Raw genomic sequence first — 13,258 nt, forward strand, 5'->3', positions numbered from 1 at the left:
ACGTGTCGCTTCGGGAAACGATCGACGGCTCCGGTGAGAGCGGTTACAGAATCGGCCGGCCTCCGGTGACGGCCACCCGGGCGCCCGAAATATAACTCGCGTCATCGGATGCCAGCAGGACGTAGATCGGCGCTAGTTCGGCGGGTTGGCCGGCGCGGCCCAGCGGCACGTTGTCCCCGAAGGACTCCACGCTGTCGGCGGGCATCGTGGCCGGGATCAGCGGTGTCCATATCGGACCGGGCGCCACGCTGTTGACCCGAATCCCTTTGGCGCCGAGCAGTTGAGCGAGACTTGCCGAGAAATTGGCAATGGCTGCCTTGGTTGCGGCGTAGGGCGCCAGCGTGGGGTTGGGCGTATCGGAGTTGACCGAGGAACTGCCGATGATCGAGGACCCGGGGCCCAGGTACGGCAATGCCGCCTTGGCGAGATGAAAGTATGCGCCGACATTGAGCCGAAAGGTGTAGTCCCACTCCTCGTCGCTGATCTCGCCGAGGCTTTCATGCATCATCTGGTAGGCGGCATTATTGACCAGGATGTCGATGCCGCCGAATTCCTCGACGGCGCGGTCGATCACCGCGCGGCAGTGCGCCGGATCGGCGAGATCACCCGGAACCAGGACGCAGCGTCGGCCGGCCTCTTCGATGTAGCGTGCGACCTCGCGCGCGTCGTCGTGCTCGTTGAGGTAAGAGACGAGCACATCGGCGCCTTCTCGCGCATACGCGATCGCCACCGCCCGGCCGATGCCGCTGTCCCCGCCGGTAATGACCGCGCGCTTACCGGTGAGTTTTCCCGAACCGCGATAGCTATTCTCGCCGCAGTCGGGAACAGGATTCATCCGGCCCTGCACTCCGGGCACGCTTTGTTGCTGTGCCGCAAAGCTCATGGCAACTTCCTTTCCGGTAATTCATGCTGACCAATTGTCAAGCGCCGCAAATGTTCAACTGACTGGTGAGCAGTGCCAGCAGTTCAGGATCTCCGGCGTTCCCGGGCCGGCCGTGGGCACGTCAGGATCGTCGTCAGCCGGTGGCTCCGGATCGCGCCATTCTTCCCTCCTGCTGGATCGATTTCCCTGCAGGGTGCCACTCAGCTCATGCTTGAGCTCATCGTCGTCGCGCGGGCTGTGCTTGGCGTTCCCACGTTCCATAGCAGGCTCCCCGTTCGTGAGCGGCCCCTGCTGCAGACGGGCTACCCGTGGCCACCACGGGCTAATCAACCATTTCGTCTTCCGGCGGAATGCGGTCGGTGCAGTGGCACCTGATACCGCTGTTAATGAATGTTAATGACTGTTGCCAATGATGTTGTCGAGCAAAAGTCAACCCGATGGTCCGTGCAGGTAGACCCGCCGATCAAGGCAACTTGTCAGATGACCCGGTTTGGGCCTTCGACGGCGGGGTTATTCGTTGGGAGTGGTTAGGGCCCCGAATAAGGGAACAACTGCTTTGAACGACACGAACGAGAGGGGATAAGCGTGAAGTTCACAACGACGGTGATGAAAACGAGTATCGGTGCCGCGGCGATCGCGGCAGCGGGTGTCTTCGGCGCGGCGACGGCGACGGCGGCACCTCCGACCATCGAGAGCTTCGGTACCGCCGAACAGCTGGTAGACGGGCCGATGGTCACCTCCTACACGGTTGCCAATCTGCAGCCGAGCAACGTGACCATTCCGGGTTACACCCCGCACGGAAAGCTCTACCAGGCCGAGGTCACCGCCAAATCCGTCAGCGGAGTCGTGACCCCGGTGGTCTCTGACTTCAACGCCCGCTCCGCCAGCGGTCAGAACTACCGGGTGATCGACACGGTGCCGGTGCCCAACGGGCTGAATCCGGCGCCGATCAATCAGGGTGACCAACGTAGCGGATTGATTTACTTCGACGTGACCGGCCAGCCGCCCAACGGCGTGGTCTACAACGACGGAGTGCAAGACGTCCTCATCTGGACCAGCAACGTCTAACCGCTGCTTGTCATCGACCTCCCCGCGTCAATGTCGACGCGGGGAGGTCTCGTTACCAATCGAATTGGCCGGCCTGCATCGGCGCCGATTCAATCGGGTACCCCGTCGCCATGAGTGCTAGCGATCTCAGGCCCGAAGAAGTCCGCCAACAGGCGCGGCGCCACGCCGATCAAGCGCGGGCGACGATGGGGGACAAGCGGGACAAGCAGGATGGTGGTCTCAGCGGCTGGGTAGCCAAACGGGCCGGCAAATGGGATCTCGACGGCCAGGACGAGACCACTCTGCACCGCCATAAGTTTGTGTGGAACTTGCTTGTCGACTATTGGTTCCGGATGGAGATTGACGGCTGGGACAACATTCCCGAGCCGCCGGTGCTGCTGGTCGGCATTCACTCGGGGGCTCCGTTCGTCTGGGACGCGTGGACCGTGGGTCTGCAATGGTGGCGACGGTTCGGACCGGAGCGCCCGTTGCACGGCACCGCGCACGACGCGCTGATGGCGATTCCGGGAATCGGGCGATATTTCCGGTCGATGGGGGTCCTTCCGGCGGCCCCGGATGCCATCGCGACGGCATTGGCCGAGGGGCGTGACGTGGCGTTGTGGCCCGGCGGTGAGGTGGATTCGCTGCGGCCCTGGACCGAGCGTGACCGGGCAAACCTCGCCGGGCGGAAAGGCTTCGTGAAAATGGCGATTCTGGCCGGGGTGCCGATCGTGCCGATCGCGACGGTCGGCGGCGCCGACGCCATGCCGGTGCTGATTCGCGGCGACCGCCTATCCCGGGCCTTACAGCTCGATCGGCTGTTGCGGCTGAAGGTCTTCCCGCTGGCGATCTCACTGCCGTGGGGTATTGCACCGGCGGCGCTTCCGCAGCTGCCATTGCCCGCCAAAATCCGGACCCGGTTCATGCCCGCGGTCGACTTGGACCACGACCCCGCCCGCGCCGACGACGACGCCTATGTCGACAGCAAGTACCGCGAAGTCGAGGACACCATTCAGCGCGGCATGGACGCCCTGACACGCAAGCGCGCCCTGCCGCTGTTCGGCTGAACTACTGCGCGACGGAGTCCCGGGCCGCCGTAGCCACGGGACTCACCTCCGGCTCGCGGACAATCCACCGGGGTTGTGGTGGCGTCGCCGCCCGGTAGCCCACGCTGCGCACGGTTTCCACCAGCGCTGCATACTCGGCTCCGAGCTTGGCGCGTAGCCGTCGCACGTGGACGTCTACGGTACGGACCTGACCGGCGCAGTCATATCCCCACACTTCATGCATCAGCCGCGTCCGGGTGAACGCCCGACCGGCGTGCTGCACGAGAAACGCAAGCAACTTGAATTCCGTGGCGGTCAGGCCCAGGTTTTTGCCGCCCAGCGACGCCGTATAACTGTCGGGGTGCAGCACCAGGTCGCCGAATTCGAGGGTGCCCTCCAGCGCGTGGCGCCGGCGGGTGATCGCCAGCCGCAACCGCGCCCGCAGCTCGGCCGCGTCGGCCGCCTCCAGCAGCACATCGTCGAAATGCCAGTCGACGTCAACCTCGATGAAATCGGCTAGCGCGACAACGGCGACCACCGCAAGTGCGGGCACGTCGGCCGTCAGCCGCCGGCATGCCCGGCGAGCCGCAGCCAGATCGGTGCGCGCATCGATCATCGCGACGTCGGCGCCGTCGAGCTGCCATGCGTGGTGGTCGTCCAGCGGGGCACGCCGCACCGAGCGCGCGAATGATTCCAATCTCGGCAATACCGAGGGGAAGTCGGCTTCGTTGCTGATCAGCAGCACTTCCAACAGACGTCTCCCAACCCCTTCGCGACGGTCCCGCCACCCTCTATCCGTAGGCACCTCCCGGGGAGATGTCTCACAGCGAAGCCCTGAATACCCGCTGGGAAGAAAATTATTCCCGGGCTGTCAGCGCCACCGGTTCGGTTGAGATTCGGCGCACTCGATGAACCCGGCCCGTATCCCGGGCCGGGTCCACCCTTCCCTCAAGCTATGGACCCTCAAGCTATGGGTCGGCCTGCCGGCGCTGCGCGGCTGCGTTTCGATCTGCGCGCCGGATTCCCCGCCGCACCGGCTGGTCAAACATCGGCAATCGGGTGCCGACGGAAACTGCCGCGGCTGTGTGCTGCAGCGGTGTGATCACCGACATCGTTTGGGTTTGCTCGCAGCGGGCAATTAGGGACCAATGACATCGCTATGGCTGGCCGGCCGCAATCGGCTCCGGCAGCAATCCGATCGGCTGAACGGCCAGCTGACATCGGCCGACGTGGTGGTCGTCGGCGCCGGTATCACCGGGCTGGTCAGCGCGGTGCTGTTGGCCCGCGCCGGCAAGGAGGTGCTGGTGCTGGAAGCCCGCACCGCGGGCGCGGTGACCACCGGCAACACCACCGGAAAGCTCAGCCTGCTGCAGGGAACCACGCTGTCGAAGATCGTCGCTCGCCACGGCGACCGGCTGGCCGCCGACTATGTGCGCGGCAATCGGGAGGGCCAGGACTGGCTGCTGCGGCATTGCGCCGCCAACCAGCTTCCGGTACAGCGCGAAGACGACTACACCTATGCCCAAAGCCCCGACGAAGTGGCGTCGGCGCGCGCCGTCCTGGCCGCCTGCGACCGGGCCGGAGTCGGCGCGCAGTGGGCCGACGAGGCCGACGTGCCGTTCCCGTACCACGGGGGAGTGCGGCTGTCCGATCAGGCGCAGATCGACCCGATGCCGTTGCTGGACAGCTTCATCCGGGAGCTGACCGACCGTGGCGGCCTTCTTGTGGAAGGGGCCCGGGTGCGCAGGTTGTCGCACCACCGGGGCCGCGTCCGCCTGGCGGTGCGGACGAGCGACGGCGACGCCGACGTCGACGCGGGACACTGCATCCTGGCCACCGGCATGCCCGTCTTCGACCGCGGCGGATTCTTCGCCCGGCTCAAACCCAACAGGTCCTATTGCACGGCTTTCGACGTCCCCGGCCCCATCACCCGGTCGATGTTCATCTCGGCCGGCTCGCCGACCAGATCCGTACGCTACGCGCCGTTCGGCGACGGTGAGCGGCTGATCGTGGCCGGAGCCAGCCATGTCGTCGGGCGAAAGAGTCCCATCGCCGAACTCGACGAGCTGATGTCATGGGCACGACGCCACTACCCGGGCGCGGTGGCGACGCATCGCTGGTCGGCTCAGGACTACACGCCCGTCGACCAGCTGCCGTATGTCGGGCCCATCCTGCCGGGTGATGAAAAGGTGCTCGTTGCTTCAGGATTCAACAAGTGGGGACTGACCAACGGAGTGGCCGCGGCGTTGCTGCTCAGTTCGCGCATTCTCGGCGGACGGATGGACTGGGCGCGTGCGTTCGCGGCGTGGAGTCCGCATGAATTGAGCGGGGTCACCACGGCTCTCACCGCCAACCTCGAGGTCGCTTATCACCTGGCCAAAGGCTGGCTGGCGCCGGCCGTCCGGCGATCCGATGGCATCGACGCCAATGGTGACGGCGACGCTGGTGTGGTCACCGGGCCACCGTGGCACCTGCAGGCGAGGTGTGCGGTCGACGGCGTCGAGCATCGGGTTTCGCCGGTCTGCCCACACCTCGGCGGGATCGTGAACTGGAACGAGGCCACTCAAGCCTGGGAATGCCCGTTACACGGGTCGCGGTTTGCGCCGGACGGCGCGCTGCTGGAGGGGCCCGCCAGCCGGGGCCTGAACGCCTCGTCTTAGGCGAGTCTTAGGCGGGTTCTGGAACTCGCACCGGCCACCGAGGTCCGGGCTCCGGCGTCGGCGGCCGTCCGCCGGCGAGGTGAACCACCCCGGCTACCCCGCGGCACCGCGATGAGGCAGGATGTCAGATGCCGTCCCGCGTGGTCGCCGGGATGGCACTGTCATGCGAGGAGTCTTATGGCGGAGTCCCCGGAAACTGACGTCGCCGGCTCGACGGCTCCCCGGCCGGAGGCGACAACCACCAACGGCGTACCGGCTTCGGCAGTTCCGCACCCACCGTCGAGGTATAAGCGGGTGCTGCTGAAGCTCGGCGGCGAAATGTTCGGCGGCGGCCAGGTGGGACTGGATCCCGACGTGGTGGCCCAAGTCGCTCGGCAGATCGCCGAGGTGGTGCGCGGTGGGGTGCAGGTCGCCGTCGTGATCGGTGGCGGCAATTTCTTCCGTGGCGCGCAGCTGCAGCAGCGCGGTATGGAACGCACCCGTTCGGACTACATGGGCATGCTCGGTACCGTCATGAACAGCCTTGCGCTGCAAGACTTTCTGGAGAAGGAAGGCATCGTCACCCGAGTCCAGACGGCGATCACCATGGGCCAGGTGGCCGAGCCCTATCTGCCGTTGCGGGCGGTGCGTCACCTGGAGAAGGGGCGGGTGGTGATCTTCGGCGCCGGCATGGGGCTGCCCTACTTCTCCACCGACACCACGGCAGCGCAACGGGCGCTGGAGATCGGCGCGGACGTGGTCTTGATGGCCAAGGCGGTCGACGGTGTGTTCGCCGAGGATCCACGCGAGAATCCTGCGGCCGAACTACTGACCGTGATCAGTCACCGGGAGGTAATCGACCGGGGGTTGCGAGTTGCCGATACCACCGCATTCAGCTTGTGTATGGACAATGGCATGCCGATTCTGGTGTTCAACTTGCTGGTCGATGGGAATATTGCCCGTGCGGTCGCTGGTGAGAAGATCGGAACGCTGGTCACCACCTGAACGCTGGTCACCACCTAAGGGGAAGACGCGATGATCGATGATGCTCTCTTCGATGCCGAAGAGAAAATGGAGAAGGCCGTATCGGTCGCCCGTGACGACCTGTCAACCATCCGGACCGGGCGCGCCAACCCGGGTATGTTCTCCCGGATCGTCATCGACTATTACGGCACCAATACCCCAATCACCCAGCTGGCCAGCATCAACGTTCCCGAGGCACGGCTGGTCGTCATCAAGCCGTATGAAGCCAACCAGCTGCACGCCATCGAGACCGCGATTCGCAACTCCGACCTCGGAGTCAACCCCACCAACGACGGCACCCTGATCCGCGTGGCGATACCGCAGCTCACCGAGGAGCGCCGGCGGGAGCTGGTCAAGCAGGCCAAGCACAAGGGCGAGGAAGCCCGGGTCTCGGTACGCAATATCCGTCGCAAAGCGATGGAAGAACTGCACCGCATCCGCAAGGACGGCGAGGCCGGCGAGGACGAGGTCGGCCGCGCGGAAAAGGACCTCGACAAGACTACCCACCACTACGTCGCCCAGATCGATGAACTGGTGAAACACAAAGAAGGCGAGCTGCTGGAGGTCTAGGACCGCTCAGCAGCCAAGTCCGTACAGATCCGTGGCAACCACCGATGCCAGCACCGGCACCCCGGCCGACGACCCGCCGCACGGGCCGAAGAAGACCTCCCGGGCCGGACGCGACCTGCCCGCGGCCATCGCGGTGGGCTCGGGCATCGGCGCGGTCCTCGTGGCGACGCTGTTGCTCGCTCCGCGCGGCTGGGTCGCAATCTGCGCGCTGGCCATGGCCGTCGCCAGCCATGAGGTGGTGCGGCGACTACGTGAAGCCGGGTATCTGATCCCGGTGATCCCGTTGCTGGTCGGCGGGCAGGTGACAATCTGGCTGAGCTGGCCCTACGGCGCTCGAGGCGTGCTGGCGGGCTTCGGCGCCATGGTCGTGGTCTGCATGATCTGGCGGCTGTTCATGCAGGACAAGCGGTCGGACGGCGGCGCCGAGCGGGCTGCGCCGGGGAACTACCTGCGTGACACGTCGGCCACCATCTTTCTGGCCGCGTGGGTGGTGCTGTTCGGCTCCTTCGCTGCGCTGCTGGTCTACCACGGCGCCGGCTGGGTGTTTGCCATGATGATCGCGGTCATCGCCTCCGACGTCGGTGGTTATGCGGTGGGGGTGTTGTTCGGCAAGCATCCGATGGTTCCAACGATCAGCCCGAAGAAATCGTGGGAGGGATTCGCCGGTTCGATGGTCTGCGGTGTCACCGCGACCACCATTACCGCGACGTACCTGGCCGGCAAGACACCGTGGGTGGGGGCGCTGCTGGGCGTACTTTTCGTGCTGACCACGACCCTGGGCGACCTGGTGGAGTCGCAAGTGAAGCGCGACCTCGGGATCAAAGACATGGGGCGGCTGCTGCCGGGCCATGGCGGCCTGATGGACCGGCTCGACGGCGTTCTGCCGTCCGCGGTGGCGGCCTGGATAGTGCTGACGCTGCTGCCCTAAGCTGCCCTAGCTTGCCCGGCAGGTCGATACTGGACACCATCATGGTCGGTGAGCTGATGTTCGAGGCGCCGCGCCGCGGCATGCCACCGCGGCACCTCGCCGATCTTGACGCGGCCGGCCGCGCGTCCGCTGTCGCCGAACTGGGCCTGCCGGCGTTTCGGGCCAAGCAACTCGCGCACCATTACTTCGGTCGCCTGATCGCCGACCCGCGCCAGATGAGCGACCTGCCTGCGGCCGTTCGCGACGTGATCGCCGCGGCGATGTTCCCGACCCTGCTGACCGCGGTGCGCGAGGTCACCTGTGACGCCGGGCAGACTCGAAAGACGTTGTGGCGGGCCGTCGATGGGGCCACCGTCGAGTCGGTGCTGATGCGCTACCCGCAACGCAATACGGTGTGCATCTCGTCGCAGGCCGGTTGCGGCATGGCCTGTCCGTTCTGTGCTACCGGCCAGGGCGGTCTGACCCGCAATCTGTCGACGGCAGAGATCGTCGAACAGGTGCGTGCCGCCGCCGCGGCCATGCGGGACGACTTCGGTGATCGGCTGTCCAACGTGGTCTTCATGGGCATGGGAGAGCCGCTGGCCAACTATTCGCGGGTGGTGGCCGCCGTGCGGCGCATCACCGAGCCGCCGCCGTGTGGTTTCGGCATCTCGGCCCGCTCGGTGACGGTGTCGACGGTGGGTCTGGCCCCGGCGATCCGCAAGCTCGCCGATGAACGGCTCGGCGTGACGTTGGCGCTGTCGTTGCATGCGCCCGACGACGAGCTGCGTGACACGCTGGTCCCGGTGAACAACCGTTGGAAAGTCGACGAGGCCCTCGATGCCGCGCGCTACTACGCCGAGGTGACCGGCCGCCGGGTGTCCGTGGAATATGCATTGATTCGTGGCGTCAACGACCAACGGTGGCGGGCCGACCTGCTGGGCCGGCGGCTGCATCGCGCGCTGGGGCCACTGGTCCACGTCAACCTCATCCCGCTGAACCCGACACCGGGTAGTGACTGGGATGCCAGCCCCAAGCCGGTGGAGCGTGACTTCGTCAAGCATGTTCGTGCGCAAGGGGTTTCGTGTACCGTCCGCGACACTCGCGGCCGCGAGATCAGCGCCGCCTGCGGACAGCTGGCCGCCGGAGGCGGGTAGCTGGAGCGCGGGTGCATCGGACCGGGCCTGCGGACAGCTGGCCGCCGGAGGCGGGTAGCTGGAGCGCGGGTGCATCGGACCGGGCCTGCGGACAGCTGGCCGCCGGAGGCGGGTAGCTGGAGCGCGGGTGCATCGGACCGGGCCTGCGGACAGCTGGCCGCCGGAGGCGGGTGAGCGTGATGAACCGCGGCACGGGGTAATACGTGATCAGGGCACCTACGTCCGAATACGAGGTCTGCCATGATTCTTCGTCTACCGTCCCCGACCAGAGCATTCGCCGCGGGCTTTGTGGCCGTCGCGTTTGTGGTTGTCCTGTTGCTCGGCGTTACCGGTGCGCCGCGCGCGATGGCTGCCGATGATCGTCTGAATTTCACCGCAACCACGCTCAGCGGCGCACCGTTCAACGGGGCCAGCCTGCAGGGCAAGCCGGCCGTGTTGTGGTTCTGGACGCCCTGGTGCCCGTTCTGCAACGCCGAGGCGCCCGGCGTCAGCCACGTGGCGGCCGTCAATCCAAATGTCACTTTCGTCGGCATTGCGGCGCATTCCGACGTCGGCGCGATGCAGGGCTTCGTCACCAAGTACGGGCTGAACTTCACGAACCTCAACGACGCCGACGGTTCGATCTGGGCTCGCTACAACGTTCCCTGGCAGCCGGCGTGGGTGTTCTACCGCGCGGATGGCTCGTCGACCTTCGTCAACAACCCGACGTCGGCCATGTCCGAGCAAGAGCTCTCCGGCCGGGTGGCCGAGCTGGCGTCCTGACGTCATGGACCAGGGTCTGGTCGGTCTGGCCTTCGCCGCTGGGCTGGTGGCCGCGCTGAACCCGTGTGGGTTCGCCATGTTGCCCGCCTACTTGTTCTTGGTGGTGCGCGGGCTGCATCCCGCAGAACGTGGGGGATTGCCAGCGCTCGTACGAGCGCTGGCGGCCACCGTGGGAATGGCGCTCGGCTTCACAACGGTGTTCGGCTTGTTCGGTGCCCTGACCATCTCGGCCGCCACGACGGTGCAGCGTTACTTACCGTACGCGACGGTTCTGATCGGGATTTTCCTTGTCGCCCTGGGGGTTTGGCTGCTGGGGGGTCGCGAGTCGACGGCGTTGACGCCCCGGCGGTTCGGCCCGCGATGGGCACCCACGGCCCGGCTGGGATCCACATACGGCTACGGCGTCAGCTATGCGACGGCCTCGCTGTCGTGCACCATCGGCCCGTTCCTGGCGGTCACCGGGGCCGGGTTCCGGGGTGGTTCGATCGTGGGCAGCATCGCAATCTACCTGGCTTACGTTGCGGGTCTCACCCTGGTCGTGGGAGTGCTTGCCGTTGGCGTCGCGGCCGCGAGTTCGGCTCTGGCCGAGCGCATCCGGCGGATCCTGCCGTTGGTCAACCGGATCAGCGGCGCGCTACTGGTACTGACCGGACTGTACGTGAGTTACTACGGCCTCTCCGAGCTGCGCCTGTTCTCAGGTGCTGGGGTGAACCCACGCGACGGGGTGATCACCGCCGCCGGCCGCGTCCAGGGCGTCCTCGCCGGTTGGGTACACGAACACGGCGCCTGGCCGTGGGTCGCGGCATTGGCCATGTTGACGCTCGGCGGGCTTGCCGGTGCGTGGTATCGCCGGGCGCGGCGTTCTACCTGAGCCAGCCGCGCCGGCGGCCCCACAAGTCGCGCACCAGCACAACGAGCACCAGTGCGGCAAACCCGATCAGGAACCAGTCCTCGACGTGGCCGACGTGGTTGCCGCGCAGCATCGCCAGCAGGAATACGAATATGCCCAACCCGACGATGTGCCAGGTGCGGTGGTTGATCCTGCTCCAGCCCCACTTCGCGGACGGCACCTCGGCGGGGTCAACGCCGGTGTACTGCTCCACCTCGGTACTTGCCACGGCAACTCCTCCGGTTCGGGTCTGGCTTCTGGCATCGGATCGGCGGTTTCCGACATTTTGACACACGCCGGATCAGCGTGGAGTCGCCTGCCGAGCGACCAACCGTAGCCACCTGCACATGGTCGCTCACATATCCAGCGGATGACGCCAGCGCAGCCGGCCAAAGCGGGCGAAACCGCGGTCTGCGCTCACCCAGGTCGCGTTGTTCTCCAGGGCGTAGGCGGCCAGATACGCGTCCGCGATGTCGTTGCCACTCGCATCGATATCGGCGGCGAGCTGCCGAAACAGCGTCCAGTGCCGCTCGCCGGGCTTGAGCCGTATCGCGGCGGGTGCCGCGAGCAAGGCATCCACCGCCTGCCATGCGTCGGGCTGGCTGGTCGGTTCGACGAAGATGCGGCGGTTGGTCACCACCCGGACGAAGCCGGCGAGCACGCTGTCCGGCAGACCGAGCGGCTCGTCGCCGTTGGCCAGCCGCTCGAGTACATCTCGGTAGTTCGGGTGTTCTCGCAGGTCGGCTCGATGGGCGTTGACGAGAACGTTGACGTCAACGCAATGCATCGACCGGCACGCCCTCGTCCATCGCCTCTGCGACCGCGGCGTTCGACGACAGATCCACGCCGGGTCTAAGCCCGCCGCTGCCAATCGGCTGGACTCGATAACGCCCGGCCGCCGACTGCCCGGGCGGATTGAGACCGCATCGCACCGCATCTTCGAGAACCGCGGCCACGGTACGCCCGGATCGAGCGGCCCGTGCCTTCACCTCGCGGTAGAGCTCGTCGTCGATCCGGATCGTCGTGCGCACCATGGCATCTTAGCATCAGAAGTAGGCGTCAAGATGCCTCCGCGAGGGCACGGCGACGACGGGATGGTTTGGCGGCACAATGGTGAGGTGACAAAGCCGACCGATGGGCACGCCGGCCGCCTTCGGGTGCTGGTGCTGGGCAGCACAGGTTCGATCGGCACCCAGGCGCTGGAGGTCATCGCCGCCAATCCGGACCGCTTCGAGGTGGTGGGGTTGGCTGCCGGGGGCAAAAATCTCGACACACTGTTGCGTCAGCGCGTCCAGACCGGCGTCACCAATATCGCGGTCACCGACGATCACGCGGCGCAACGTGCCGGCGACATCCCGTACTACGGCCCCGATGCCGTCACCAGGCTGATCGAGGAGACCGAAGCCGACGTGGTGCTCAACGCACTGGTCGGTGCGTTGGGCCTGCGGCCGACGCTGGCGGCACTGGAATCCGGTGCCCGGCTGGCCCTGGCCAACAAGGAGTCGCTGGTGGCCGGTGGCCCCCTGGTGCTGCGGGCCGCGCGGCCCGGTCAAATCGTTCCGGTGGACTCCGAGCACTCCGCGCTGGCCCAGTGCCTGCGCGGCGGCACTCCGGACGAAGTGGCCAAACTGGTGCTCACCGCCTCGGGCGGGCCGTTCCGGGGCTGGTCGGCCGCCGACCTCGAACACGTCACCCCGGAACAGGCCGGCGCCCATCCCACCTGGTCCATGGGCCCGATGAACACGCTCAACTCGGCTTCGCTGGTCAACAAGGGCCTAGAGCTGATCGAAACGCACCTGTTGTTCGGCATTCCCTATGACCGCATCGACGTCGTGGTCCACCCGCAGTCGATCATTCATTCGATGGTCACCTTCGTCGACGGCTCGACCATCGCCCAGGCCAGCCCGCCGGACATGAAGCTGCCCATTTCGCTGGCGTTGGGCTGGCCGCGCCGGGTGCCCGGGGCGGCCACCAGCTGCGACTTTGGTCAGCCGCAGGCATGGGAATTCGAGCCACTGGACAGCGGCGTTTTCCCGGCGGTCGAACTGGCCCGACATGCCGGTGAAACCGGCGGCTGCATGACCGCCGTCTACAACGCCGCCAACGAAGAAGCGGCCGAAGCGTTCCTCACCGGCCGCATCGGCTTCCCCGCCATCGTCGGGACCATCGCCGACGTGCTGCACGATGCCGACCAATGGGCGCTTCCACCCGCTACCGTGGATGACGTACTCGACGCGCAGCGCTGGGCGCGGGAACGCGCGCAGCGCGCGGTCGCCAAAGCCAACCCGGCCGGTGCCTACGAGAAGGTCTCCGGAAAGGCGTGAGAAAGGTCCAT

Annotated in this window: 16 protein-coding genes; 10 read left to right on the plus strand and 6 right to left on the minus strand. The window is 66.6% G+C overall.

Annotation, left to right across the window (positions count from 1 at the left end):
* Positions 1-43: 43 nt before the first annotated feature.
* Both MKAN_RS23330 and MKAN_RS29995 read right to left on the minus strand, forming a co-directional pair.
* The gene (locus tag MKAN_RS23330) at positions 44-883 is read right to left on the minus strand and encodes an SDR family oxidoreductase (RefSeq protein WP_023372349.1); all 840 of its coding nucleotides are present in this window, start codon (positions 881-883) and stop codon (positions 44-46) included.
* 54 nt (positions 884-937) lie between these two features.
* Positions 938-1,144: a hypothetical protein gene (locus MKAN_RS29995; RefSeq protein WP_080674140.1), complete on the minus strand. Its 207-nt coding sequence runs from the start codon at positions 1,142-1,144 to the stop codon at positions 938-940.
* Between the two features lie 345 nt (positions 1,145-1,489).
* Between MKAN_RS29995 and MKAN_RS23335 the strand changes: the two genes are divergently transcribed.
* Together MKAN_RS23335 and MKAN_RS23340 are read left to right on the plus strand one after the other, a co-directional pair.
* A complete protein-coding gene (locus MKAN_RS23335) occupies positions 1,490-1,951 on the plus strand; it encodes an MPT63 family protein (protein ID WP_172836705.1) in 462 nt (153 codons plus the stop codon).
* A gap of 110 nt (positions 1,952-2,061) precedes the next feature.
* Positions 2,062-2,997: a lysophospholipid acyltransferase family protein gene (locus MKAN_RS23340; RefSeq protein WP_023372351.1), complete on the plus strand. Its 936-nt coding sequence runs from the start codon at positions 2,062-2,064 to the stop codon at positions 2,995-2,997.
* 1 nt (position 2,998) lies between these two features.
* On the opposite strand, the gene MKAN_RS23345 is transcribed toward MKAN_RS23340, so the two are convergent.
* On the minus strand, positions 2,999-3,727 hold the full coding sequence (locus tag MKAN_RS23345; protein ID WP_036391333.1) for a winged helix-turn-helix domain-containing protein: 729 nt from the start codon (positions 3,725-3,727) through the stop codon (positions 2,999-3,001).
* A gap of 397 nt (positions 3,728-4,124) precedes the next feature.
* On the opposite strand from MKAN_RS23345, the gene MKAN_RS23350 reads away from it, so the two are divergent.
* From MKAN_RS23350 to MKAN_RS23380, 7 genes are all read left to right on the plus strand, one after another.
* Positions 4,125-5,636: an FAD-dependent oxidoreductase gene (locus MKAN_RS23350; RefSeq protein ID WP_023372354.1), complete on the plus strand. Its 1,512-nt coding sequence runs from the start codon at positions 4,125-4,127 to the stop codon at positions 5,634-5,636.
* A gap of 177 nt (positions 5,637-5,813) precedes the next feature.
* The gene (gene pyrH, locus MKAN_RS23355) at positions 5,814-6,620 is read left to right on the plus strand and encodes a UMP kinase (RefSeq protein WP_023372355.1); all 807 of its coding nucleotides are present in this window, start codon (positions 5,814-5,816) and stop codon (positions 6,618-6,620) included.
* Positions 6,621-6,650: 30 nt separating this feature from the next.
* Positions 6,651-7,208 (plus strand): ribosome recycling factor, encoded by a 558-nt coding sequence (gene frr / locus MKAN_RS23360; protein ID WP_023372356.1) that lies wholly within the window; start codon positions 6,651-6,653, stop codon positions 7,206-7,208.
* 31 nt (positions 7,209-7,239) lie between these two features.
* Entirely contained in the window at positions 7,240-8,136 is an 897-nt protein-coding gene (locus tag MKAN_RS23365; RefSeq protein ID WP_023372357.1) for a phosphatidate cytidylyltransferase, read from the plus strand.
* A 41-nt stretch (positions 8,137-8,177) separates the two neighbouring features.
* Positions 8,178-9,272: a dual-specificity RNA methyltransferase RlmN gene (gene rlmN / locus MKAN_RS23370; RefSeq protein WP_023372358.1), complete on the plus strand. Its 1,095-nt coding sequence runs from the start codon at positions 8,178-8,180 to the stop codon at positions 9,270-9,272.
* Positions 9,273-9,512: 240 nt separating this feature from the next.
* Positions 9,513-10,034, plus strand: coding sequence for a disulfide bond-forming protein DsbE (gene dsbE, locus MKAN_RS23375; RefSeq protein ID WP_023372359.1), 522 nt, complete (start codon positions 9,513-9,515; stop codon positions 10,032-10,034).
* A gap of 4 nt (positions 10,035-10,038) precedes the next feature.
* Positions 10,039-10,905, plus strand: a complete 867-nt coding sequence (locus MKAN_RS23380; protein ID WP_023372360.1) for a cytochrome c biogenesis CcdA family protein — start codon at positions 10,039-10,041, stop codon at positions 10,903-10,905.
* Here MKAN_RS23380 and MKAN_RS23385 read toward each other — a convergent pair.
* The 3 genes from MKAN_RS23385 to MKAN_RS23395 form a co-directional block, all read right to left on the minus strand.
* Positions 10,898-11,152 (minus strand): DUF2631 domain-containing protein, encoded by a 255-nt coding sequence (locus tag MKAN_RS23385; RefSeq protein WP_023372361.1) that lies wholly within the window; start codon positions 11,150-11,152, stop codon positions 10,898-10,900. The genes MKAN_RS23380 and MKAN_RS23385 overlap by 8 nt on opposite strands.
* A 126-nt stretch (positions 11,153-11,278) precedes the next feature.
* Positions 11,279-11,710 carry a type II toxin-antitoxin system VapC family toxin gene (locus tag MKAN_RS23390; RefSeq protein WP_023372362.1) on the minus strand — a complete coding sequence of 144 codons (432 nt, stop codon included), beginning with the start codon at positions 11,708-11,710 and terminating at the stop codon, positions 11,279-11,281.
* Entirely contained in the window at positions 11,697-11,954 is a 258-nt protein-coding gene (locus tag MKAN_RS23395) for a ribbon-helix-helix domain-containing protein (protein ID WP_036391998.1), read from the minus strand. Before MKAN_RS23395 ends, MKAN_RS23390 begins: the two co-directional genes overlap by 14 nt.
* A gap of 87 nt (positions 11,955-12,041) precedes the next feature.
* Here MKAN_RS23395 and dxr point away from each other — a divergent pair, with 87 nt between their 5' ends.
* The gene (gene dxr / locus MKAN_RS23400; RefSeq protein ID WP_036392002.1) at positions 12,042-13,247 is read left to right on the plus strand and encodes a 1-deoxy-D-xylulose-5-phosphate reductoisomerase; all 1,206 of its coding nucleotides are present in this window, start codon (positions 12,042-12,044) and stop codon (positions 13,245-13,247) included.
* The last annotated feature ends 11 nt before the right edge of the window (positions 13,248-13,258 follow it).

The sequence above is a fragment of the Mycobacterium kansasii ATCC 12478 genome (assembly GCF_000157895.3).
Lineage (GTDB): Bacteria > Actinomycetota > Actinomycetes > Mycobacteriales > Mycobacteriaceae > Mycobacterium > Mycobacterium kansasii.

Coding starts and splice junctions, on each gene's coding strand:
- MKAN_RS23330 (WP_023372349.1), bottom strand. CDS start 883: ATGAGCTTTGCGGCACAGCAACAAAGCGTGCCCGGAGTGCAGGGCCGG.
- MKAN_RS29995 (WP_080674140.1), bottom strand. CDS start 1,144: ATGGAACGTGGGAACGCCAAGCACAGCCCGCGCGACGACGATGAGCTC.
- MKAN_RS23335 (WP_172836705.1), top strand. CDS start 1,490: ATGAAAACGAGTATCGGTGCCGCGGCGATCGCGGCAGCGGGTGTCTTC.
- MKAN_RS23340 (WP_023372351.1), top strand. CDS start 2,062: ATGAGTGCTAGCGATCTCAGGCCCGAAGAAGTCCGCCAACAGGCGCGG.
- MKAN_RS23350 (WP_023372354.1), top strand. CDS start 4,125: ATGACATCGCTATGGCTGGCCGGCCGCAATCGGCTCCGGCAGCAATCC.
- pyrH (WP_023372355.1), top strand. CDS start 5,814: ATGGCGGAGTCCCCGGAAACTGACGTCGCCGGCTCGACGGCTCCCCGG.
- frr (WP_023372356.1), top strand. CDS start 6,651: ATGATCGATGATGCTCTCTTCGATGCCGAAGAGAAAATGGAGAAGGCC.
- rlmN (WP_023372358.1), top strand. CDS start 8,178: ATGGTCGGTGAGCTGATGTTCGAGGCGCCGCGCCGCGGCATGCCACCG.
- dsbE (WP_023372359.1), top strand. CDS start 9,513: ATGATTCTTCGTCTACCGTCCCCGACCAGAGCATTCGCCGCGGGCTTT.
- MKAN_RS23380 (WP_023372360.1), top strand. CDS start 10,039: ATGGACCAGGGTCTGGTCGGTCTGGCCTTCGCCGCTGGGCTGGTGGCC.
- MKAN_RS23390 (WP_023372362.1), bottom strand. CDS start 11,710: ATGCATTGCGTTGACGTCAACGTTCTCGTCAACGCCCATCGAGCCGAC.